The organism is Mesorhizobium sp. B1-1-1 (genome assembly GCF_006442955.1).
Lineage (GTDB): Bacteria > Pseudomonadota > Alphaproteobacteria > Rhizobiales > Rhizobiaceae > Mesorhizobium.
Genome location: NZ_VFWW01000006.1, coordinates 323,121 through 346,149 on the forward strand (window position 1 = coordinate 323,121; position 23,029 = coordinate 346,149).

The window sequence follows — 23,029 nt, forward strand, 5'->3', positions numbered from 1 at the left end:
ACCCTGACCAGCAATATCGCATGCCTTTGATGTAGGAGCTTTTGTGCAATGCAACAACACGAAGGCCGTGCCCGAGACTCGTCGTTCCATGTCGTGAATGCACATGTCGCATCCCCCCGCCGGGTATAGCGTTATGGAAAACAGCGATGAGGTGAAGCATGGCCAACGATCACGACGACCAGGGTCCGGCGCAATATTCCTCGCCGCCATGCTTCATGCACGAACTCGATCCCGCGTTTCACGCGCCGATATCCGATTGGACCGACGTCAGACGATGGCGCAAGGCCGAACGGGAACGCCTGATCGCGGCGCGTCTCGCGGTTTCCGCCGATGCGCGAACGGCGATGTCGCAGAGCATCGCCGGAGCCCTCGACGCGGCGATCGGCGATATCGACGGCCGCATGGTCAGCCTCTATTGGCCGTTTCGCGGCGAGCCGGACCTGCGGCCATGGATGGCCGCCATCAATGAACGAGGCGGGCGCACCGCGCTGCCCGTCGTCATCGAAAAGGCACAGCCGCTGATCTTCCGGGCCTATGTTCCGGGCGACCGGCTGGAGAAGGGCGTGTGGAACATTCCGATTCCGGCCGAGGGCGAACCGGTCTTGCCCGACATCGTCATCTCGCCGATCGTCGGCATCGATTCCGGCAATTATCGCCTGGGCTATGGCGGCGGGTTCTATGACCGAACGCTGGCGGCGATGCCGTTCAAGCCGCTGGTCATCGGCGTCGGCTACGAATTGCAGCGCATCGCCACCATCTACCCGCAGCCGCACGATATCCCGATGGACCGGATCGTGACGGAGGCTGCCAAGGCGTAGACGGCTGAAGGCATGGAAGGCTGAGAATGCTCAGGCCATTTCGGGCTTCAGGCCCATCGCCGTCCGGTCGACGATTTCGCGCAGGGCAAAAGACGAATTGATCTTCGTCACATGCGGCATCGCCGACAGCCATTCCTTGTGGATGCGTTCGTAGTCGGCAAGGTCCTTGGCAGCGATTCTGAGAATGTAGTCGTACTCGCCCGACATCAGGTGGCAGGACAGCACGTTCGGGCAGCGCTTGATCGCAGCTTCGAAATCCGACAGCGTCTTCTCGAACTGGCCCGACAGCGATATGTGCACGATCGCCGTCATCTGGTGACCAAGTGCTGCATTGGAAAGCCGGGCATGATAGCCGCGGATGGTTCCGGATTTCTCCAGATTGTCGAGCCGGCGCGAACAGGCCGACTGGGACAGGCCGACCCTTTCGGCAAGGGCGGCGTTCGGCATCCGGCCATCCTTCTGCAATGTCTCCAGAATGGCGATATCAATCCTGTCGAGCGGCATTCTTCGTGATTCCTGCGAATTTTTATGCATTTTACGCAACAATTATCGAACAGCGAGCCCTCCTGCAAGTGCATTCGCAAACACTTACGCAACGATTCGTGGTTGACTACGTCAATACAGGGAACGAGCCCCGAAGGGCCGTGTCAGGAGAAAAGAAAATGCGCGTCGGCTGCCCCCGGGAAATCAAGAACCATGAATATCGCGTCGGACTTACGCCCGGCTCGGTCCGCGAATATGTCGCCCACGGACATGAGGTGCTGGTCGAGACCGGCGCCGGGGCTGGCATTGGCGCCGACGACAACGCCTATCGCGCCGCCGGCGCCACCATCGCCAAGACGGCGGCCGATGTGTTCGCCAAGTCGGATATGATCGTCAAGGTCAAGGAGCCGCAGCCTAACGAATGGGCCCAACTGCGCGATGGCCAGATCCTCTACACCTATCTTCACCTCGCTCCGGATCCGGAACAGACCAAGGGCCTGCTCGCTTCGGGCGTTACCGCCATCGCCTATGAAACGGTGACCGATGACCGGGGCGGCCTGCCGTTGCTGGCGCCGATGTCGGAAGTCGCCGGCCGCCTGTCGATCCAGGCCGGCGCTACGGCGCTGCAGAAGGCCAATGGCGGCCGCGGCGTGCTGCTCGGCGGCGTGCCCGGCGTGCTGCCCGGCAAGGTCACCGTGCTCGGCGGCGGCGTCGTCGGCCTGCACGCAGCCAGGATGGCGGCTGGCCTGGGCGCCGACGTCACCATCATCGACCGCTCGATCCCGCGCCTGCGCCAGCTCGATGACCTCTTTGCCGGCCGCGTCCATACCCGCTACTCGACCGTGGAGGCTCTGGAAGAAGAGTGCTTTTCCGCCGACATCGTTGTCGGCGCCGTGCTGATCCCGGGTGCTGCGGCGCCGAAGCTGGTCTCGCGCGAAATGCTTTCGGGCATGAAGAAGGGGTCGGTGCTGGTCGACGTTGCCATCGACCAGGGCGGCTGCTTCGAGACCTCGCACGCGACCACACATGCCGAGCCGACCTACGAGGTCGACGGCGTCATCCACTACTGCGTCGCCAACATGCCGGGCGCCGTGCCGGTCACCTCAGCACATGCACTCAACAACGCGACTCTGCACTATGGCCTTCAGCTCGCTGACAAGGGCCTGAAGGCGCTGGTCGACGACCATCATCTGCGCAATGGACTCAACGTCCACAGAGGCAAGATCACCAACCGTGCGGTCGCCGAAGCGCTCGGCTACGAACTGGTCGAACCGAAGGCGGTTCTCGCGGCCTGATTCTCCTGAGAGGATACCTGCCTCCCGTCAGCCCGCCGGTCATTCCCGGCGGGTTTTTTCTTTCCGGATTGGCGGCTGTCAGGCCTGCACCCGGCTCGGACTTAAAACATGTGCCGCAACCTGCGTCTCGGCGCCAATTGCAAGTTTAACTGAGCCCTCCAGGCAAATAGTCGAAGCCCATATGCTTCTTTGCGCAGAAAATTTCTGTGGAAGGTTCAGGCAAACAAAAAAGCGGAGCCAAGGCCCCGCTTCCTCGATGTCGAGATTTGCCGCCGGTTCATCCGCGGTCGACAAATCGATCGACGGCTACCCGTGTACCGCAATGGTATGACAGGAGTACGACAGCGCTCCGCTATCGCACCGCCACATGCGCCCGTCAGACACGTTCGATCCGGCACTGGAAGCAATTGTTGCGCGCCGAGCGGACATGCACGTAGGCAATCTCGTCGCGTTCCAAGAGAGCCTCGGCGCGCGCGGCGATCGCATCGGTCGCAATGACGCCACCGCTGCCATAGACGATGCGGTCATCCGTGCCGTAGCCTCGCACGATATAGTCCGGGCTGTCGAGAATTTCGGGAAGTGCCTGAGATTCCGCGGCGCGCTCGCATTCCTGCGCGTGAAGGAAGATCGGTCCGGTCTCGGCATAGGGCTGAAGTTTGGGGAATGGCCGGTAGGCCAGGATGAGATAGTCGTCTCCGTCGGCGATGTTCTTCAGGCAATGCCGGCATGGCATGCCGTCGCCGTCGGAGACCTTACGCTCGGGCGTGTTTCCATAGGCATCGGGCCCGCCGCGCTGAAGCGCTCGTACATCTTGTGTCGGCAAGGCTTTGAACTGGATGGTCATGGCGAAAATCTCCGATGTCGTTGATCGGAAATTATGCGCATCAGCCCCCGCCCCCCACCCGATTCCTGACAATCATTGGCCCTTGGTCGGCTTGTTCCAGCCGACCAAGGCAAGGCGAACTTCACCGGATTGTCGGAACTCCCTCAGCGAATGAAGTCGTCAAAGCGACGGAGGGTGACCCGCCGGTTCCGCCAGTTTTCGTTCTGCGTCTGCACCAGCAGGAATTCCTCGCCATAACCGACCGTCTCCAAAGCATAGGCCGGCACGCCGAACTCGCGCACCAGCGTGCGCTTCAGCGAGGCGGCGCGCTGTTCCGACAGGATCCGGTTCGATTGGAAGGAGCCGACGGCGTCGGTATGGCCCTCGATGAGGACGCGCGCCCCGGGGTTGCGGCGCAGGATACGCTGCAACGCATCGGCGATAGTGTCGATCTTGTCGTATTGCGAGCTGGAGATCGCGGTCGAGCCGAAAGCGAAATTGATTGACTGGATATCGATCGACCGGGCCATGCGGCGCAGGTCCGGCCGGCGCTTGAACTCACGGATGGTGACGCGCTCGTTCGGGCGCAGCTTCACGCGGGGTGCCGCCTCGAGCTTTCGTTCGATGGTTGCGGCCGAAGGCGTTGTCGCCTGCGCGGCGGCGAGACCGGGCATTGCGATTGCCGCGATCAGCGCGGCGGCAAGGGTACGGCGGGTCAGCATGTCTTTTCTCCTTCGGCCCGTATTATGTGCGGGCAAGATGGCAGAGACAGGCTGAAGCGCGGATGAACGAGAGGTTCAGCTTTTGTGAGGGCGTCGCTATGGCCGCATGACGCTGGCCGAGCGCTCGGCGAAGGGCAGAGGGTGCACGGTCTCCTTCTTCTGCGCCACCGGCGCGAAGCCGAGCTTCTGGTAGAGCGGCAAGGCAGCAGGATGGTCGAGCGTGCACGTCTGCACCGTCACCCGCTTCGGCCCATACGACCAAGCCGCGGCGATCGCCGATCCCAGGAACCAGCGGCCGATGCCTTGCCCGGTGGCATGTTCCATCATGCCGAAATAGGCAAGCTCGACTTCTTCCGGCAGATGCGGCTTGAGGTCGAAAAAACCGGCGGGCGCACCGTCGAGATAGAGCACCCTGATGTCGCGATCCTCGCGGTGGATGCCGGCCGAAAGCTCGTCGTCATCCAGCCTCAGCACATTGACCCAGTGCCATTTACGCCCCACCCGATCCATCAGGTACCGGTAGAAATGCAGCGGAATGTCCTTAGTTTTCAGGAGTGCGACCTGGCGGTTGTAGGGCATGGGCGGCGACACGGCCGGTGGCGCATGCATCTCTAGGAACGTCACCGTGACTTCGATGTCCTTCAGCTCACCGTTTTCCATCGTCATTCCTTGCCTGTCACGACTGGTGTGTCGGAGAGACCGCCCCATTCGGTCCATGAGCCGTCGTAAAGCCTGTTGTCGGTGTGGCCAAGCGTTTCCAACGCAAGCGTGATCACCGCCGCCGTAACGCCGGAGCCGCAGGAAGTGACGATAGGCTTCGACAGATCGAGGCCGGCGTCCTCGACCACCTTGCGCAACCGCTCCTTCGGCAGAAGCACGCCGTTTTCCGACAGCGCCGAATAAGGCAAGTTGCGCGCGCCCGGCATATGGCCGGAACGGACGCCCGCACGCGGCTCCGGCTCCGCGCCGGTGAAGCGTCCTGCCCCGCGTGCATCGGCAATCTGGCTTTCCCGGGTTTCGACGATGCGGCGCATCTCGGCAAGGCTGGCGACCCGGCCGGCGTCGAAATCGGCGTGGAACACGCTTGGCGCGATTTTGGTCGGTTCGGCCGTCACCGGCCGACCTGCCGCTTTCCAGCCATCGAAACCGCCGTCAAGGATATAGGTCTGGAAGACGCCCATCACCCGGAACATCCACCAAGCCCGAGGTGCCGAGAAAAAGCCCGGGCCGTCATAGACGATGATCGTGTCATCTGCCGAAACGCCCATCGCGCCGACATACTGCGCGAAATGCTGCGGCGACGGCAGCGTATGCGGCAGCGCGGCGTCCGGATCGGAGACCGCGTCCTGATCCAGGAAGCGGGCGCCCGGAATGTGCCCAGCGTCATACTCGGCGCGCGCGTCGCGGTTTTGCGCCGGAAGATACCAGGATGCATCGACAATCGTCAGGCCAGGCTGGCCCAAACGCTCCTGCAACCAGTCCGCGTCGACGGTGAAAGGACTGTCTTCAGCCATTGTGGTTCTCCTGCCGCCATTGACCAGACGTTGTCTTGCCTTGCCGCATGATCTTGTCCGAAAACATCGTAGCTTTCGAGATCATGTTTGGGGCATCGGTCCAAACCGGATGCGGAAGCGCCGGTTTTCACGCCCCTTCTTCTCAATCTTGCCGATATGGATTTCGCCGATCTCGCCGGTGCTTTTGACATGGGTGCCACCACAGGGCTGACTGTCCACCGAAGCATTCTCGCCGATGCAGACCAGCCGGATTTTGCCGGTACCTAGCGGCGGACGGACATTCTTGGACTTCACCAGACCCGGATTGGCGGCCAGTTCCTCGTCGCTGATCAGCCTGGTAAAGATCGGATGATCGGCCCGCACCAGGCCCATCAGGCCAGCCGTCACGTCTTCCTTGCTGAAGCTGGCGTCGGGAATGTCGAAATCGACACGGCTGTCGTCTTCCGAAACCGCCGCGCCGGTGATCGGAAACGGGCAGACGACGGTGAGCAAATGGCAAGCGGCATGCATGCGCATCAAGAGATGACGTCGCTCCCAGTCGATTGCGAGCTTCAGGCGCTCGCCGACCGCAGGCGCGGCTTGTTCCGGCGCCGGCACGTGGATGATCTCGTCCTTTGTTTCCCCGGTGATGGTAGCGGCCAGGACGATGCGGCTGCCATCGGCGCGCTGGAGATAGCCGCTATCGCCCGGCTGCCCGCCCGAGGTGGCATAGAAGATGGTGCGGTCCAGAACGATGCCGCCGCGCTCGTTGACGGCGACCACAACGGCATCGGCCGTCCTGAGATAGGCGTCGTCGCGAAACAGCGCTTCGGTCTTGTGCGCCATCAAACGACCTTTTCAAACGGCACGGAAATATCTGATTTCTCTTCCATCCAGCCGGGCACCGGCAGCTTCTTTTCGCGCAGGAATTCGGGATTGAACAGTTTCGATTGGTAGCGTGTGCCGTAGTCGCAAAGAATGGTCACGATGGTATGGCCGGGGCCGAGTTCACGCGCCAGTCGGATCGCGCCCGCTATGTTGATGCCGGTCGAACCGCCGACGCAAAGGCCTTCCTCCTGGACCAGGTCGAAGACGATCGGCAACGCATCCTCATCACGAATTTGGAACGAGAAGTCGGGCGTGAACCCATCGAGGTTGGCGGTGATGCGTCCCTGCCCGATGCCTTCGGTGATCGAACTGCCCTCGGATTTCAGCTCACCGCTGGTATAGAAACTGTAGAGCGCAGCGCCCAGCGGATCGGCGAGAGCGATCTTTACGTCCTTGCTTTTCGCCTTCAGTCCGAAAGCGACGCCGGCCAGCGTTCCGCCCGAGCCGACCGCCGAGACGAAGCCGTCGACCTTGCCGCCGGTCTGGCTCCAGATCTCCTGCGCCGTGGTGCGGATGTGCCCGTCGCGGTTGGCGACATTGTCGAACTGGTTGGCCCAGATAGCGCCGTTCGGCTCCGAACGCGCCATTTGCTCAGCCAGCCGCCCCGACAATTTCACGTAATTGTTGGGGTTCTTGTACGGCACGGCCGGAACCTCGATCAGCTCGGCGCCGAGCAGCTTGATCGTGTCCTTCTTCTCCTGGCTCTGCGTTTCGGGAATGACGATGACGGTGCGGTAGCCGAGCGCCTTGGCGACCAGCGTCAGCCCGATGCCCGTATTGCCGGCCGTGCCCTCGACAATGACGCCGCCCGGCCTGAGCAGCCCACGCTCTTCGGCATCGCGGATGATGAACAGGCCGGCGCGGTCCTTGACCGACTGTCCGGGATTCATGAATTCGGCCTTGCCCAGGATCTCGCAGCCGGTTTCTTCCGAAGCCCTGTTGAGGCGGATCAATGGCGTGTTGCCGATAGCGTCGATCACGGAGCGGGGCATTCGGGAGTCCTTGTGTAGCTGCGGCGAAACCCTAGAAACCCGAAGCTTCGGTTTCAAGGCAAGAATTTGCCTGGTCCAGTCGCATTTTCTGCACTGCATTTGCGCCGGCCTCTCCCTGGTGCCGGGCGTATCCGCGCGGTTCATTTGGGACCGGCATCGAAAACCGCTCTTTTCATTCGATTTCTTCGCGGTTAGAGCAAAAGCCAAGAACAATTCGACGGGGGCGCAGCATGACACTTTATCGGGCCGACCCGAAGCATGGCGTCGCCTGGGTCACGGGAGGCAGCAGCGGCATCGGCCGTTCGCTGGCCAGGGATCTTGCGTCCCAGGGCTATGCGGTGGCCGTAACCGCACCCGATGGCGATCCGATCGACACGCTCATTGTCGAGACCGCGCAGATGCCAGGCAAGGTCAAGGCTTTTCCCTGCGATGTGACCGACGAGCCGCGCATGGCGAGAACCGTCGCTGCGATCGAAAACGAGCTTGGCCCCATCGTGCTCGCCGTCTTAAACGCGGGCAATTACATTTCCACGCCTGGCGAGGCTCTCGTCGTCAGCGATTTTCGCCGGTCTTTCGAGGTCAACTATTTCGGCATCATCAACGGGCTGGTGCCGGTCGTCGAACGCATGCGGGTGCGGGCGCGCGGCCATATCGTGCTGGTCGGCTCGGTCACCGCTTATTTCGGCTGGCCGACGACGGCCGCTTATGGCGGCACCAAAGCGGCGATCAACATCCTGGCCGAATCGCTGAAATACGATTTCGACAAGATGAACGTGCGCGTCCAGGTCATGAATCCGGGCTTCATAGACACACCGCTGACCGAGAAGAACATGCTGCCCATGCCGGGGCTGATGCCGGTCAGCCGAGCGACGCGGCGCATGGTGCGGGGTATCAAATCCGGCGGCTTCGAGGTCACATTCCCGCGCCGGACGAGCTGGCCCCTGAAGCTGCTCAGCCTGTTGCCGAGACCGGTGTACCGAGGCGTGATCAGCCTCATGACGAGCTGGAAGGCACGGCCGCTGAATTACGACCGCAAGCCGCCGAGCGAATAGAAGCCAGCGGATCGGCGGCTTCATCGCCGGGGCGGTCGTTGCCTGTTCCCCGCCACCGCCGTAGGTTTGTTGTTGTTGCGTTTGGAGTCTGCGATGGGGCGACGAATCGTGCTTGCTGTGCTGGGGTTAGTCGCCATCCTCGCACTGGCCTTCGTGCTCGGCCCGCGGGTTCCCGTCGACACCACGATCCGCTTCGATCCATCCGCAATCGGCGACGATCCGCAGGCCTATGTGGCCAGGACGGAAGCGGCGATATCCGGCATCCGTGACGGGCTGGAGAAAGAGATCATCTGGGCCAATCCGATGGTGCATGCCAGGACACGGCTGTCCATCGTCTATATCCACGGCTTTTCGGCGTCGAAGGGCGAGCTCCGCCCGCTGCCCGACGAGGTTGCCGACCAACTCGACGCCAATCTGTTCTTCACCCGCCTCACCGGCCACGGGCAGGATGGCGCGGCCATGACGCAAGGCAGCCTCAATGCCTGGATCAACGACTATGAGGAGGCGCTCGCGATCGGCCGGGCCATCGGCGACAAGGTGATCGTCATCTCCACCTCGACCGGCGGCTCGCTGGCGGCCTGGGCGGCAACACAACCGGGTGCTTCGGACGGCGTGGCGGCGATCGCGTTCATCTCGCCGAATTTCGGCGTCAAGGCGTCCGGCGCCGGGATCCTGACCATGCGATGGGGCAAACAAATCGCCGAACTCGTCGCCGGCAAGGAGCGCAGCTTCATGCCGCGCAACGCACTGCACGAGAAATTCTGGACCACCAGCTATCCCCTTGCCGCGACGCTGCCAATGCAGGCGCTGACGGAACTTGCCTATGGCGCGCCGGTGGAGAAAGCGAAGGTCCCTGCCCTCTTCATCTTTTCGGATTCGGACAGCGTGGTGCGGCCTGACCGCACGCGTGAAATCGCCGGGCGTTGGGGCGCGCCGCACGAGATGGTTCCGGTCGACGATACCGGCGATCCCGACAACCACGTCATCGCCGGCGACGCCCTGTCGCCATCGACCACGACCTTCCTTGCACAAAGAATTGCCGTTTGGATCGAGGCGGTGGTGAAATAGCCAGATTTTCCAGACAGAAAGGGCGACCGCAGGATCGTCGCGGTCGCCCTTTCTTGTCGCTGGTTGGTCCAGCCGGGCACTGCCCGGCCAATGCGAAGCGGCCTGCCTACGCGGCCCGCGCCGCGGGCCGCTTGCCGCCGAAGCGGCGTTTATTGTTGCCCTTGAAGGGCTTGGCGCCTTCCGGTTTGCGGTCGCCAGCGAAGGCCGGCTTGTCACCGAAGCGCTTCTTGCCGGAGCCGTTGTTCTGGCCGCCTGGCCGCCTGCCGTCGCGACGGCCATTGCGGTCGTTTCGGTCATTGGCAGGCTCGTAGCGCTCGTTCTTCTCAGCCGGGTTGCGCTGCGGATCGGGGCTGCCGAGATGGTCGGCGACAACAGGCAGCTTGGCGCGGATGATGCGTTCGACCTGGCGCAGCTTGCTGTTCTCGGACGGATCGCAGAGCGTAATCGCAATGCCGTCCCGGCCGTTGCGGCCGGTGCGGCCGATGCGGTGGACATAGCTCTCCGCCTCATCAGGCAGGTCGAAATTCACGACATGACTGATGCCGGGCACGTCGATGCCGCGCGCGGCGATGTCGGTGGCCACCAGAATGCGCACCGAACCCTCGCGGAAATCGTTCAGTGCCTTCTGCCGCGCATTCTGCGACTTGTTGCCGTGGATGACAGCGGCCTTGAAGCCGTCTCGCTCGAGGTCCTTGGTTACCCGGTCGGCGCCGTGCTTGGTGCGCGAAAAGATGATGACGGACTTCATCGCCTCGTCGGCGAGCATCGTCGACAGCACTTGGCGCTTCTGCTTAGTGCGGGCAAGGACGACGCTCTGCACGATCTCGGCCGCCGCCGTGCTTTGCGGCGCGACTTCGACACGGATCGGGTTCTTCAGCAGGCCTTTCGCCAGTTCGGCGATTTCATTGGGCATAGTCGCGGAGAACAGCACCGTCTGACGGTCCGGCGCGGTCGCCTTGGCGATGCGCTTGACGTCATTGATGAAGCCCATGTCGAGCATGCGGTCGCCCTCGTCGAGCACCAGCCATTTGGTGTCGGCAAGCATGAGGTCGCCTTCGCGCACCAGATCGGTCAACCGGCCAGGCGTGGCGATCAGGATGTCGACACCGGGCGCAACCTTCTTCACCTGGCTGAAGCGCGAGACGCCGCCCAGCACGAGCGCCGTCGAGACATGCGCGCCCTTGGCGAGGATCTTGATGGTGTCCTCGATCTGCACGGCGAGTTCGCGAGTCGGCGCCAGGATCAGCGCGCGTGCCGTCTTCGGCCGGCGCTTGGTGCCGAGCGCAATGATCTTCGACAGGATCGGCAGCGCGAAGGCCGCAGTTTTGCCGGAGCCGGTCTGGGCGATGCCGAAAATGTCACGGCCTTCCATCTGCGGCGGGATCGCCTGAGTCTGGATCGGCTTCGGATCGGTGAAGCCGGCGGCATGGGTGGCCTTGAGCAGCGCACCCGTGATTCCCAGTGCTACGAAACCGGAGAGTTCTCCAGTGTCGTTGCCGGGCAAAGTGTTTTCGTTGGTCAAAATATTCTTCTTTCACGCGGCCTCTGGCCGCAAACATCAATGGCGGCAGGGCGCAACCTGCCGTCGAATCAATTGTCATGGAACGACAAGGCGGCGGACGTGTTCGTCCGCGCGGCTGCGCTGTCGTGCCCGCAGGCATCATGCCACGGGGCTTTTTCGCCACCTTCCTAACCAATCGGGGCCGATCAGCAGGAAAGAGGGAAAACAGACGCAACCAGTCTCATTCGAGGAGAAGGCCGGATCAGTCCGGCCCAAGCGCCTATGCCGTGCATATGGCTGAGTTCGGTCTGAAATGCAAGGGCATCGTGTTGCAGCGCAACAAAACGCCTCGAAAAGCGACGCTTGCGCTCGCCTGCGGGCATCATTACCACAAAGCAGCCCGCGCAGGAGATCGAGAATGAAGGACGTGCTGAAGGAACTCGAGCGTCGTCGCGAGATCGCCCGCATGGGCGGTGGTCAGGCTCGCATCGACGCGCAGCACAAGAAGGGCAAGCTCACCGCGAGGGAGCGCATCGAGGTGTTTCTCGACGAGGGTTCGTTCGAGGAGTTCGACATGTATGTCGAGCACCGTTCGACCGACTTCGGCATGGAAAAGACCAAGATCGCCGGAGACGGCGTCGTCACCGGCTGGGGAACCGTCAACGGCCGCCCGGTCTATCTCTTTGCCAAGGATTTCACCGTGTTCGGCGGCTCGCTATCGGAAGCCCATGCGGAAAAGGTCATCAAGGTGCAGGAGATGGCGCTGCGCAACCGCGCGCCGATCATCGGCCTCTACGATGCCGGCGGTGCCCGCATCCAGGAAGGCGTGGCCGCACTCGGCGGCTATGCCGAGATCTTTCAGCGCAATGTGCTGGCGTCGGGCGTCATTCCGCAGATTTCCGTGATCATGGGGCCTTGCGCCGGCGGCGACGTCTATTCGCCGGCCATGACCGACTTCATCTTCATGGTGCGCGACACCTCCTACATGTTCGTTACTGGACCGGACGTGGTGAAGACCGTCACCAACGAGACGGTGACCGCCGAGAGCCTCGGCGGCGCTTCCGTTCACACGACGAAATCCTCGATCGCCGACGGCGCCTATGACAACGACGTCGAAGCACTGCTGCAGATGCGCCGGCTGGTCGATTTGCTGCCGGCCTCGAACACATCGGAGATTCCCGAGATCGAATGCTACCAGTCGGTCACCGATCACGATCTGTCGCTCGACCGGCTGATCCCCGACAACGCCAACAAGCCTTACGATATCAAGGAGCTGATCCTGAAAGTCGCCGACGAGGGTGATTTCTTCGAGATCCAGCAAAGTTTCGCCAAGAACATCGTCACCGGCTTCGGACGCATCGAAGGCCGCACGGTCGGCTTCGTCGCCAACCAGCCCATGGTGCTGGCCGGCGTGCTCGATTCCGACGCCAGCCGCAAGGCGGCGCGCTTCGTGCGCTTCTGCGATTGCTTTTCAATCCCGATCGTCACCTTCGTCGACGTTCCGGGCTTCCTGCCGGGAACGGCGCAGGAATATGGCGGGCTGATCAAGCACGGCGCCAAACTGCTCTTCGCCTATGCCGAGGCGACCGTGCCGAAGATCACCGTCATCACCAGGAAGGCCTATGGCGGCGCCTATGACGTGATGGCTTCGAAACACCTGCGTGGCGATATGAACTATGCCTGGCCGACGGCGCAGATCGCCGTGATGGGCGCCAGGGGCGCGGTCGAGATCATCTATCGCAAGGACATCGGCGACGCCGAAAAGATCGCAGCCCATACAAAGGCTTACGAAGACCGCTTCCTGTCGCCCTTCGTCGCCGCCGAGCGCGGCTATGTCGACGAGGTGATCATGCCGCATTCGACCCGCCGCCGCATCGCCCGCGCGCTGCGAATGCTGCGCAACAAGGACATGCAGAACGCCTGGAAAAAGCACGACAACATTCCGCTGTGAGCTGAATGTCGAGCCGGTCAGCGCGCGCCGCGAGCCGCCACCAGTTCGTGCAACGCCGGCATCAGCGCCAGCGGCAAGTCCTCGGCGATCAGCCCCGGCCCGAACCGGCTGCCGGCCTCGGCATGGATCCACACCGCCGCGCACGCCGCCTCGAAGGCCGGCATGCCTTGCGCCAGGAAGCCGGCCACGAGGCCCGATAACACATCGCCCGAGCCGGCCGTTGCCAACCACGGCGCACCATTGGAGTTTATCGCAGCCCTGCCATCGGGAGCAGCGATTACGGTGTCGGCGCCCTTATAGACGATCACGGCATTGGCACGGGTGGCGGCCATACGAGCCCTGCCCAACTTGGACGAAACGGCGCCACCCGCGATGTCAGCAAACAGCCTGGCGAACTCGCCTTCATGCGGCGTCATCACCAGCGACGGCGCGCTCGGCTGGCGCGAGGCTTCGAACAGGACATCCGGCTTCTCGCGAAACGAGGTGATCGCGTCGGCGTCGAACACCAGACCATCGACCGAGGCGGAAACGTTCCGCTGCTGGCCAGCGGCAAGCAGCGTGAGAGCGAAATTCCGCGTTCTTTCACCGACACCGAAGCCAGGGCCCAGCACAAAAGCGGAGGGCCGGCGTTCGCCGATGAAGGCGTCGATGTCGGCGCTGTCATTGGCCTTGCGCAGCATGATCGAGGTCAGATGCGCGGCATTGACCTGCATGGCGTTCGCCGGGGACAGGACGGTGACCGCCCCTGCCCCGCTACGCGCTGCCGCAAGCGCCGCAAGCCGCGCCGCGCCGGTGGCGCTCGGGCCGCCGGAAAAGACGCCGACATGGCCGCGCTTGTACTTGTGCGTATCGACGCCCGGAATCGGAAAGGCGCCGAGCCAAAGCGCCGGCGAGTTCTCGAACGCCTGGGGCCGAATCCGCGCAATGAGACCATCGGTGATGCCGATATCGGCGAGCACGATCTCCCCGCACATCTCGCGCCCGGGCAGCAGAAGATGACCAGGTTTTTTGCGTGCGAAGGTGACGGTGACCCCAGCCCGAAAAGCATGGCCGAGCACTTGGCCGTTGTCCCCGGAAACGCCTGATGGCAGATCGACCGCGACAACCGGCAAGGCCAGGCTTGCCACAATGCCAACCGTTCTCGCCGCTTCACCGGACAGCGGTTTGGACAGCCCTGCGCCGTAAAGGGCGTCGACGACGACAGCGCCGGCCTCGGCCGCGAAATTCGCAAGCGATCGAGGCTTCACCGGGCATTCACCGGCGGCGAGCGCGGCATCGCTGCCCGGCTTCGGCGTGCCCGACGCCCAGACCACCGTGTCGACACCAGCGGTTGCCAGGCAGCGGGCCACGACATAGCCATCGCCGCCATTGTTGCCGGGACCGCAAAGCACATGGACCCGCTTTGCCGCCGGATGGCGCCTGAAAATTTCGGCCGCGACGGCTTCGCCTGCACGGCGCATCAGGCCGATGCCGTCGATTGCGCCGGCGGCAATCGTCAACCGATCCGCCTCACTCATCTCCTCGGGAGAAAGAAGTTCGTTGCTCATGGATTGCCGATCCGCATTCGATAAAGCATTGTCCAGTTTTCGGCTCGACGCAAACGCAGAGGAGTTGGCGCGGTCCCAGCCAAGCTGAGCAATGCCCACCAAATAAGCAATACGCCTAAATATCGGGCAGACATAAACACCGACGCCGCGTAGGTTGCAGCCATCCGTCGCGCGCTGGATGCAGCGAACGATGCGAATTTGCATCTTCGTGCGGCATGGTTCTGGAATCGAATGACACCGCTTGAAATCCCGCCAATTGGCACAATTCGTGCTTGATGGAGGCGCAAGCGGGGGCTCACAACCCGTTTTTTTGGCAGTGGAGGCCATTTTTTACATGAAAAAGATCGAAGCGATCATCAAGCCATTCAAGCTGGACGAAGTGAAGGAAGCGCTTCAGGAGGCCGGACTGCAAGGCATCACCGTGACCGAGGCCAAGGGTTTTGGACGCCAGAAAGGGCATACCGAACTCTATCGCGGCGCCGAATATGTCGTCGACTTCCTGCCCAAGGTGAAGATCGAAGTCGTGCTCGGCGACGATGCGGTCGAAGGCGCCATCGAAGCGATCCGCAAGGCGGCCCAGACAGGACGCATCGGCGACGGCAAGATCTTCGTCTCCAACATCGAGGAAGTCGTGCGCATCCGCACCGGCGAAACCGGCATGGATGCCGTCTGACGCCTCGCCCATATTTCGAAACGTCATCATTAAAAAACGTCACACAGGGATACATGACATGACGACAGCCAAAGACATCATGAAGCAGATCAAGGACAACGACGTGAAATTCGTTGACCTGCGCTTCACCGACCCGAAGGGCAAGCTGCAGCACGTGACGATGGATGTCATCGAGGTCGAGGAAGACATGTTCGCCGATGGCGTGATGTTCGATGGTTCTTCGATCGCCGGCTGGAAGGCGATCAACGAGTCCGACATGGTGCTGATGCCCGATCCTGAAACGATCCATATGGATCCGTTTTTCGCGCAGTCGACCATGGTCATCCTGTGCGACATCCTCGATCCGGTTTCGGGCGAATCCTACAACCGCGACCCGCGCGGCACTGCCAAGAAGGCGGAGGCCTACATGAAGTCGGAAGGGATCGGCGACACCATCTATGTCGGCCCGGAAGCCGAGTTCTTCGTCTTCGATGACGTCAAGTACAAAGCCGATCCCTACAACACCGGCTTCAGGCTCGATTCCACCGAACTGCCGTCCAATGACGACACCGACTACGAAACCGGCAATCTCGGCCATCGGCCGCGCGTCAAGGGCGGTTATTTCCCGGTGCCGCCGATCGATTCGGCGCAGGACATGCGTTCCGAGATGCTGACCGTGCTCGCCGAGATGGGCGTGCGGGTCGAGAAGCATCACCACGAGGTGGCCGCGGCCCAGCACGAACTCGGCATCAAGTTCGACACGCTGGTCCGCAACGCCGACAAGATGCTGATCTACAAATATGTCGTGCATCAGGTCGCCAATGCCTATGGCAAGACCGCCACCTTCATGCCGAAGCCGATCTTCGGCGACAACGGCTCGGGCATGCATGTCCACCAGTCGATCTGGAAAGGAGGCAAGCCGACCTTCGCCGGCAACGAGTATGCCGGCCTCTCGGAAAGCTGCCTGTTCTATATCGGCGGCATCATCAAGCACGCCAAGGCTATCAACGCCTTCACCAACCCCCTGACCAACTCCTACAAGCGTCTGGTGCCGGGCTACGAGGCGCCGGTGCTGCTCGCCTATTCGGCGCGCAACCGCTCGGCGTCCTGCCGTATCCCGTTCGGCTCGTCGCCAAAGTCGAAGCGCGTCGAGGTCCGCTTCCCCGATCCGGGTGCGAACCCCTATCTCGCCTTTGCCGCCATGCTGATGGCCGGCCTCGACGGGATCAAGAACAAGATTCATCCCGGCCAGCCGATGGACAAGGATCTCTACGATTTGCCGCCGAAGGAGCTGAAGAAGATCCCGACCGTCTGCGGCTCGCTGCGTGAAGCGCTCCAGAGCCTCGACAAGGACCGCGGCTTCCTGAAGGCCGGCGGCGTCTTCGACGACGACCAGATCGACAGCTACATCGAGTTGAAGATGGCCGAGGTGATGCGCTTCGAAATGACACCGCATCCCGTCGAATACGACATGTACTATTCGGTCTGATTTTTGATCTCCCTGGACCCGGCATAACCCGGATCCAGCGGCTTCAATTCAGCCTGCAAATGCGAGGCCGGAAGATGAACCTCTTCCGGCCTCTTTGTTTGCTCATATCGAGGCTTCCATTCAGCCAAATCCGCGGACACTGACGCGTTCGATCGGATGCTGCCCGATCCAGCGACTGGAAAGGCGCACCGGCTGCTGAGGTTCCGTCGGCTGGTCACGTCACACGTGTCGATTGCGCTGAGGCACAGACCGGCTTGAGCCAGCCAAGCTGGGCGGCCAGGCGATCCGGCATGCGCTTTTTGCAAGTAAAGGGATAAGCCAGGAGCGAGCGGCACACTGCCTCAGGCTGCAATGCCCGCTCGTCCGGCGCCCCCGCCAATGCTGTCGTTCAAGAAACCCCGCCCCGTTCGAACAGCACCGCTTGGCGTATCCCCCAATGCCTGCGAATACGCATGTTGCGCCGCAGCCTGTCAATGTCGCCTGCCGGGCGTCGAGACGGTCGATTTTGGTGTATGAACAGGGGCTTATGAAAGGATCGGTCGACAGGCATTCTTGCCGGAATGGCCGGATTTCCGGGCTTTTTCGAGGATTTCGAAGCCTGCGGCCCGGCGCCAAGGTATGCTTTCGTCAGCCCAAAGCCGCCTTGTCGGGATGGGTTTGAGCCGCCCTTTTTAACCTGACTTTTTTTGGGGGAATTTGCTTTGCCAGGCCAGGAGCCAGGAAGACGAGGAGCGGAGAACGGAAACAGCGGCATGCGATAGTGCCCGCCATCGTCACACGAAAAAGCCCCGGCAACTCCCGCCGGGGCTCGCGTCATGGTTGTCGGGATCTTGAGGCCCGACGTGAAATATCAAGCAGCGGCCGAAACCGATGCGCCGGTCGAAACCTGCGAGATCGTCTTCAGGACCTGGGAAGCGATCTGGTAGGGGTCGCCCTGCGAGTTCGGGCGGCGGTCTTCCAGATAACCCTTGTAGTCATTCTTGACGAACGAATGCGGCACGCGGATCGAGGCGCCGCGGTCGGCGATACCATAGCTGAACTTGTTCCAGGGCGCCGTCTCGTGCTTGCCGGTCAGACGCTTGTCGTTGTCCGGGCCGTACACGGCGATATGGTCCATCAGGTTCTTTTCGAACTGCGCCATCAGGGCCTCGAAATAACCCTTGCCGCCGACTTCGCGCATATATTTGGTCGAGAAGTTGCAATGCATGCCCGAGCCGTTCCAATCGGTGTCGCCGAGCGGCTTGCAGTGGAACTCGATATCTATGCCGTACTTTTCGGTGAGGCGCTGGAGCAGGTAGCGGGCCATCCACATCTGATCGGCGGCCTTCTTGGAGCCCTTGCCGAAAATCTGGAATTCCCACTGGCCTTTGGCCACTTCGGCGTTGATGCCTTCATGGTTGATACCCGCGGCAAGGCAGAGGTCGAGATGCTCTTCGACGATCTGGCGCGCGATGCTGCCGACGTTCGAATAGCCGACGCCGGTGTAGTACGGGCCCTGCGGGGCGGGATAACCGCTCTCGGGGAAACCGAGCGGACGGCCATCCTTGTAGAAGAAGTACTCCTGCTCGAAACCGAACCAGGCATCCTCGTCGTCGAGAATGGTCGCGCGGCTGTTGGACACGTGCGGCGTGACGCCATCGGGCATCATGACTTCGCACATGACGAGAACGCCGTTGGTGCGGGCCGGATCGGGATAAAGCGCGACCGGCTTCAAGACGCAATCGGAGCTTCGGCCCTCGGCTTGCAACGTGGACGAGCCGTCGAAGCCCCACAGCGGCAGCTGATCGAGCGTCGGGAACTCGGCATAGTCCTTGATCTGGGTCTTGCCGCGAAGATTGGGGGCCGGGGTGTATCCGTCGAGCCAGATATACTCGAGCTTGTATTTGGTCATTCTAGAGCCTCTCGTTGTGCTTGACCACCGCACGCGGTGTCGACGCATGGCCGGAGCAAGCCGACCTGCCGACTGGTAAAAAGCAATTCATATGCCACTCCGGCATCGACCGGTGCGACAAAATGGTCGCGAGATTCCTCTGAATTCGCTGCACCGCCACAGCAATGCGCTGGGATCGATCAGATGCAGAGATTGCGCAAATAATAGTCAATAACTGATCTTTTCATAAGCATATTGCCTAAATGAATCGCAGAACCTATTTTGAGGAAAAGCTGAACCAACTGACCCTCGGAGAAGAAAGGAGACCGCCAATGGAAATCACCCTCGCCCGTCCGTCGGCAAAGATCCTGATGTTCCCGGTTGCAGGCCGCGTATCTGCCTCAAATTTAGGCGCGAAGGCCAAGTTCGCGGCAGAGCTTGCCTCGCTGCGTAATACGCATGCCGATTTCGATGGCTGGTATCACGAGGCCGCTGTCGAGGAAGAAAACCAGCAGCCGAAGAGCTGAACGCATCTTCAGCCTCGATATGAAAACCCGGCGCGATCGCTCGCGCCGGGTTTTCTCATGCATGTGGATCCGACCCGTTACTGCTTGGTCTCCAGGTTCGTGCCCAGCGTATCCTTGACGAAGATCATGCCGATGACGAGCGACATCGCCGCGATTATCACGGGATACCAGAGGCCATAATAGATGTCGCCCCTGTAGGCACTGAGCGCGAACACCGTCGCCGGCAGCAACCCGCCGAACCAGCCATTGCCGATATGGTAGGGCAGCGACATGCCGGTGTAGCGGATGCGGGTCGGGAACATCTCGACCAGGATGGCCGCGATCGGACCGTAGACCATGGTCACGAACAGGACGAGGACGAACAGGATGGCGATCGTCATAGGCCAGTTCACGGCCGCAGGGTCGGCGAACATGGCGAAGGCACCGCCGCCGGGTATGTTGTAGACGGTGACCTCAGGCGCACCGGCAGCCTCGTCGGCGGTCAAAAGCTTGTCCTTGATAGCCTGATCGGTAGGAACCGTCGCCTTCTCGCCGGCGCGGATGGCGGCGGCGTCGAGCTTCAGTTCGGGATTGGCAGCGACAAACGCGTCGAGCTTCTGGTCCGGTATCTTGATCGCAGCACGCTTCAGCGGATATCCGCCGTCCTGCAGCGACATGTTGACGGCCTTGACGAAGGCGGCCTCCTTGGCCTTGGCCTGGTCGCCCGCGGCGACAGCATCGTAGGATGCCACCGTTTCATTGCCGATCTTGACCGAAGCAGCCGTACCGGGTGCCGCCGTGGAAACGACGTCATAGGGCACCGAGTTCTTGGTCAGGAACGAGGTCGCGATGTCGCAAGACGTCGTGAACTTGGCGGTGCCCACCGGATTGAACTGGAACCTGCAGTCGCCGGGTGCCGCGGTCACCGTCGCGCGGGTGCTCTGCTGTGCCTCGGCAAGGGCCGGATTGGCGGCCCAGGTCAATGCCTTGAACAGCGGGAAGGTGCAGACGATCGCCAGTGCGAGCCCGGCCATGATGATCGGTTTGCGGCCGATCTTGTCGGAGAGCCAGCCGAACACGACGAAGAAGATGGAGCCCAGCGCAAGCGCGATGGCGATCATGATGTTGACCGACTGTGCGTCCAGCTTCAACACGTTCTGGAGGAAGAACAGGGCGTAGAACTGGCCGTTATACCAGACCACGGCCTGGCCAGCCGTAAGGCCGAGCAGTGCCAGCAGCGCGATCTTGGCGTTCTTCCACTGGCCGAAGGCTTCCGAGAGCGGTGCCTTGGAACCCTTGCCCTCTTCCTTCATGCGCTGGAAGGTGGGGGATTCGGAAAGCGACAGCCGGATCCAGATGGAAATGCCGAGCAACAGGAACGACACGATGAAAGGAACGCGCCAGCCCCAGGCGGCATAGGTTTCCTTGCTCATGGAGCCCTGGACGATCAGGATGACGATCAGCGACAGGAACAGGCCGAGTGTGGCGGTCGTCTGGATCCACGACGTATAGTAGCCGCGCCGGTCGTCCGGCGCATGCTCGGCGACATAGGTGGCCGCGCCGCCATATTCGCCGCCCAGTGCCAAGCCCTGGAGCATGCGCAGGATGATCAGGATCACCGGAGCCGCGATGCCGAGGCTCGCATAACCAGGCAGCAAGCCCACCAGGAAGGTCGACAGGCCCATGATCGTCATGGTGACGAGGAAGGTATATTTACGGCCGACAAGGTCGCCGATGCGGCCGAACAGCAAAGCGCCGAACGGACGGACGAGGAAGCCGGCGGCGAAAGCCAGCAGCGCGAAAATATTGCGCGTCGCTTCCGGAATGGTCGGGCTGAAAAAGGTCGAACCAATAAAGGCCGCGAGCGATCCGTAGAGATAAAAATCGTACCATTCGAAAACGGTGCCGAGCGAAGAAGCGAAGATGACTTTCTTCTCTTCTCGCGTCATGCCGCGGCTCTTTCCGCTGGCGGTCGATGCGATAGCCATTGAGATGCTCCTCCCGTGAGACCCTTGTGCTCGATGCAGCGCCCCTGCGTTCGCATTTCTCTCCGAACGCAGACTCGCGGCAGCAATCACGGGAAAGATGACAGAAAGCGCCTGCCAACGGCAGATGACTTTGGGATTATGACTTTGGTATTAGGTGCGGTGCGGTGGCCGGTCAGCCTTCGAGCGCCTCGATCAGACCGACGGCAGCCATCATGTCGCGCTTACGGGCGGAGCGGCGCGCGACAGCCTCCGCATCCTGTCCCCAATGCTCGATCTGCCAATCCTCGTCGACATGGCCGGCAGTCCAGGCCGCCTCACCGCCGAGTTCGCCGAAATCCACGGCCAACGCCAGCAGCGCCGAACCGGTCAGCGAGGTCATGACGTGGATCGCTGCCAGGCGCAGCGGCTCGGCGCGCTGGGCAAGATGCGCACCCAGCACAGCAATGGTTTCGCGCGGTTGATCGACGTGAATGATGCCCTCGGCAAGGTTGAAGCGAGCGCCGAGTGCTGCCTGCGCCCAGTCGAGGACAGGATCCCACAGCTCGTTCTGCCGCTCGACCAAGCCTTGTGGTGCGTCGGCGCGATAACAGAGCAGATCCGACGAGGCAAAGCGCAGTATGTCCTCCAGCACCGCCTGCGGATCGCTGGCGACGCCGTCGAGCGCGGTGTTGACGAGACGCATCACCGGCATCGACACCGGATCGATGGTCTCGCCCTGGGCGGCGAATTCATCGGCGACCAGCGATGCCGCCTTCTCGGTCGGCAGCGTCAGCAGCGCCTTGCCCGGCGTGCGCACCGGTTTGCCGTCGAGATGGACGGCAAAGCCAGCATCGACGCGCGCGACCGAAACGGTCTTGTAAAAACGCTTCGGCAGCGGCTTCTTCATCTGGATTTGGGCGCGGCGCACCGGATCGGGGTCGGAGAGCAGTTTCCCCGCCTCGAGATCGCTGAGGATATCGCGCATGTCAGCCTCCTTCGGCCGTCTGCTGGCGCGGCGGCCTGTTGACGATGACCAGACCGGCGGCAATGAGACCAAGTGCCAGAAAAATGCGTATGGTCAGCGGCTCGTTCAAGAACAGGGCGCCGCACAGCACGCCGAAGACCGGCGACAGGAACGTGAAACTCGACAGGCTGGAGGCGGGATAGCGCCGCAGCAGCCAGAACCACAACACATAGGTGAAGGCGACGATATAGAGCGCCTGGAAAAGCAGGGCCAACGTCGGCAACAGCGCGGGATCGCGCACGGAGGGGCCGGCCAGAGGCAACACCAGGACGCCGACGATCGCAGCGCCGGAGAGTTGATAGAGCAGCAGCTTTTCGGCGCTCGTGTTACCCAGCTTCGAGCGCTTGATCAGGATATTGGTCAAGGCCCAGACGAATCCGGAGCCAAGGCTCAGCAGATCGCCGAACAGCATGTCCCCGCCGCCGCCGAGCTTGTCGGAAAAGACCGCGGCGAGGCCGGCAAAGGCAAGCAGAAGGCCAAGGGATTTGCGCAGGCTGATCGGCTCGCCGAGCAGGAAATGCCCTCCCAGCAGCATCCAGAACGGCATGGTGTTGACCAGCAGCGTGTTGCGGGCGACCGTGGTGTGCTCCAGCCCGACATAAAGGCAGAGGAACTCGATGCCGAAGAGCACGCCCACTGCAATGCCCGCGAGCAATGTCCCGTCCCTCTTGAAAAGCGCAATGCCGCGCCAGCGGCACCAGAGGAAGACGCAGAGCCCGCCGATAACCGAGCGCGCGATCGACAGGAAAACCGGATCATAGCCGGCATAGGAGATCTTGGCGGCGACGTAGTTCAGGCCCCAGGAGAACGTCAGGCCGACCATTATGGCGGCGGCCGCCATGTCGACCGTATCGCGACGGTCGAGCGCATCGGCAGCGCCGCTCATGG

At 62.1% G+C, this 23,029-nt stretch carries 21 protein-coding genes; 8 read left to right on the forward strand and 13 right to left on the reverse strand.

The features are described 5' to 3' along the window. Nucleotides 1–158: 158 nt before the first annotated feature. Complete coding sequence (locus FJ986_RS14715; protein ID WP_140515432.1) at nt 159–818, forward strand: 5-formyltetrahydrofolate cyclo-ligase; 660 nt, start codon at nt 159–161, stop codon at nt 816–818. A gap of 30 nt (nt 819–848) precedes the next feature. Here FJ986_RS14715 and FJ986_RS14720 read toward each other — a convergent pair whose 3' ends face one another. Then, on the reverse strand, nt 849–1,322 hold the full coding sequence (locus FJ986_RS14720) for an Lrp/AsnC family transcriptional regulator (protein ID WP_140501327.1): 474 nt from the start codon (nt 1,320–1,322) through the stop codon (nt 849–851). Between the two features lie 158 nt (nt 1,323–1,480). Here FJ986_RS14720 and ald point away from each other — a divergent pair, with 158 nt between their 5' ends. Further along, on the forward strand, nt 1,481–2,596 hold the full coding sequence (ald, locus tag FJ986_RS14725) for an alanine dehydrogenase (RefSeq protein ID WP_140501325.1): 1,116 nt from the start codon (nt 1,481–1,483) through the stop codon (nt 2,594–2,596). Between the two features lie 376 nt (nt 2,597–2,972). Here ald and FJ986_RS14730 read toward each other — a convergent pair whose 3' ends face one another. The 6 genes from FJ986_RS14730 to FJ986_RS14755 all read right to left on the reverse strand — a co-directional run bounded on the left by FJ986_RS14730 (nt 2,973) and on the right by FJ986_RS14755 (nt 7,514). Next, nucleotides 2,973–3,440 (reverse strand): DUF1203 domain-containing protein, encoded by a 468-nt coding sequence (locus FJ986_RS14730; RefSeq protein WP_140674759.1) that lies wholly within the window; start codon nt 3,438–3,440, stop codon nt 2,973–2,975. A 143-nt stretch (nt 3,441–3,583) separates the two neighbouring features. Continuing rightward, entirely contained in the window at nt 3,584–4,141 is a 558-nt protein-coding gene (locus FJ986_RS14735; RefSeq protein WP_140674762.1) for an OmpA family protein, read from the reverse strand. A gap of 96 nt (nt 4,142–4,237) precedes the next feature. Then, nucleotides 4,238–4,801 (reverse strand): GNAT family N-acetyltransferase, encoded by a 564-nt coding sequence (locus FJ986_RS14740; protein WP_140501320.1) that lies wholly within the window; start codon nt 4,799–4,801, stop codon nt 4,238–4,240. A 2-nt stretch (nt 4,802–4,803) separates the two neighbouring features. After that, nucleotides 4,804–5,655 (reverse strand): 3-mercaptopyruvate sulfurtransferase, encoded by an 852-nt coding sequence (gene sseA, locus FJ986_RS14745; RefSeq protein ID WP_140515435.1) that lies wholly within the window; start codon nt 5,653–5,655, stop codon nt 4,804–4,806. Nucleotides 5,656–5,736: 81 nt separating this feature from the next. Next, nucleotides 5,737–6,480 carry an alanyl-tRNA editing protein gene (locus tag FJ986_RS14750; RefSeq protein WP_140501316.1) on the reverse strand — a complete coding sequence of 248 codons (744 nt, stop codon included), beginning with the start codon at nt 6,478–6,480 and terminating at the stop codon, nt 5,737–5,739. Further along, nucleotides 6,480–7,514: a cysteine synthase A gene (locus FJ986_RS14755; protein WP_140501314.1), complete on the reverse strand. Its 1,035-nt coding sequence runs from the start codon at nt 7,512–7,514 to the stop codon at nt 6,480–6,482. The genes FJ986_RS14750 and FJ986_RS14755 overlap by 1 nt, the downstream gene beginning before the upstream one ends. Nucleotides 7,515–7,744: 230 nt before the next feature. On the opposite strand from FJ986_RS14755, the gene FJ986_RS14760 reads away from it, so the two are divergent. Next, nucleotides 7,745–8,566: an SDR family oxidoreductase gene (locus FJ986_RS14760; RefSeq protein ID WP_140501312.1), complete on the forward strand. Its 822-nt coding sequence runs from the start codon at nt 7,745–7,747 to the stop codon at nt 8,564–8,566. 93 nt (nt 8,567–8,659) lie between these two features. Then, nucleotides 8,660–9,634: an alpha/beta fold hydrolase gene (locus FJ986_RS14765; RefSeq protein ID WP_140674765.1), complete on the forward strand. Its 975-nt coding sequence runs from the start codon at nt 8,660–8,662 to the stop codon at nt 9,632–9,634. 106 nt (nt 9,635–9,740) lie between these two features. On the opposite strand, the gene FJ986_RS14770 is transcribed toward FJ986_RS14765, so the two are convergent. Further along, nucleotides 9,741–11,156 (reverse strand): DEAD/DEAH box helicase, encoded by a 1,416-nt coding sequence (locus tag FJ986_RS14770; RefSeq protein WP_140674768.1) that lies wholly within the window; start codon nt 11,154–11,156, stop codon nt 9,741–9,743. A 397-nt stretch (nt 11,157–11,553) separates the two neighbouring features. Between FJ986_RS14770 and FJ986_RS14775 the strand changes: the two genes are divergently transcribed. Then, nucleotides 11,554–13,086, forward strand: a complete 1,533-nt coding sequence (locus FJ986_RS14775; RefSeq protein WP_140674771.1) for an acyl-CoA carboxylase subunit beta — start codon at nt 11,554–11,556, stop codon at nt 13,084–13,086. Between the two features lie 17 nt (nt 13,087–13,103). On the opposite strand, the gene FJ986_RS14780 is transcribed toward FJ986_RS14775, so the two are convergent. Next, nucleotides 13,104–14,633, reverse strand: coding sequence for an NAD(P)H-hydrate dehydratase (locus tag FJ986_RS14780; protein WP_140674774.1), 1,530 nt, complete (start codon nt 14,631–14,633; stop codon nt 13,104–13,106). Between the two features lie 334 nt (nt 14,634–14,967). Between FJ986_RS14780 and FJ986_RS14785 the strand changes: the two genes are divergently transcribed. Together FJ986_RS14785 and glnA are read left to right on the forward strand one after the other, a co-directional pair. Continuing rightward, nucleotides 14,968–15,306: a P-II family nitrogen regulator gene (locus FJ986_RS14785; RefSeq protein ID WP_006205430.1), complete on the forward strand. Its 339-nt coding sequence runs from the start codon at nt 14,968–14,970 to the stop codon at nt 15,304–15,306. A gap of 58 nt (nt 15,307–15,364) precedes the next feature. Continuing rightward, entirely contained in the window at nt 15,365–16,774 is a 1,410-nt protein-coding gene (glnA, locus tag FJ986_RS14790; protein WP_140674777.1) for a type I glutamate--ammonia ligase, read from the forward strand. 850 nt (nt 16,775–17,624) lie between these two features. On the opposite strand, the gene FJ986_RS14795 is transcribed toward glnA, so the two are convergent. Further along, entirely contained in the window at nt 17,625–18,665 is a 1,041-nt protein-coding gene (locus FJ986_RS14795; protein ID WP_140674780.1) for a glutamine synthetase beta-grasp domain-containing protein, read from the reverse strand. Between the two features lie 311 nt (nt 18,666–18,976). Here FJ986_RS14795 and FJ986_RS14800 point away from each other — a divergent pair, with 311 nt between their 5' ends. Further along, entirely contained in the window at nt 18,977–19,171 is a 195-nt protein-coding gene (locus tag FJ986_RS14800) for a DUF2735 domain-containing protein (protein WP_140650866.1), read from the forward strand. Nucleotides 19,172–19,248: 77 nt separating this feature from the next. On the opposite strand, the gene FJ986_RS14805 is transcribed toward FJ986_RS14800, so the two are convergent. The 3 genes from FJ986_RS14805 to FJ986_RS14815 form a co-directional block, all read right to left on the reverse strand. Continuing rightward, the gene (locus FJ986_RS14805; RefSeq protein WP_140525514.1) at nt 19,249–21,138 is read right to left on the reverse strand and encodes an MFS transporter; all 1,890 of its coding nucleotides are present in this window, start codon (nt 21,136–21,138) and stop codon (nt 19,249–19,251) included. Nucleotides 21,139–21,310: 172 nt separating this feature from the next. Then, the gene (locus FJ986_RS14810; protein WP_140674783.1) at nt 21,311–22,102 is read right to left on the reverse strand and encodes an ATP12 family chaperone protein; all 792 of its coding nucleotides are present in this window, start codon (nt 22,100–22,102) and stop codon (nt 21,311–21,313) included. Between the two features lies 1 nt (nt 22,103). Then, a complete protein-coding gene (locus FJ986_RS14815; RefSeq protein WP_140650858.1) occupies nt 22,104–23,027 on the reverse strand; it encodes a DMT family transporter in 924 nt (307 codons plus the stop codon). Between the last annotated feature and the right edge of the window lie 2 nt (nt 23,028–23,029).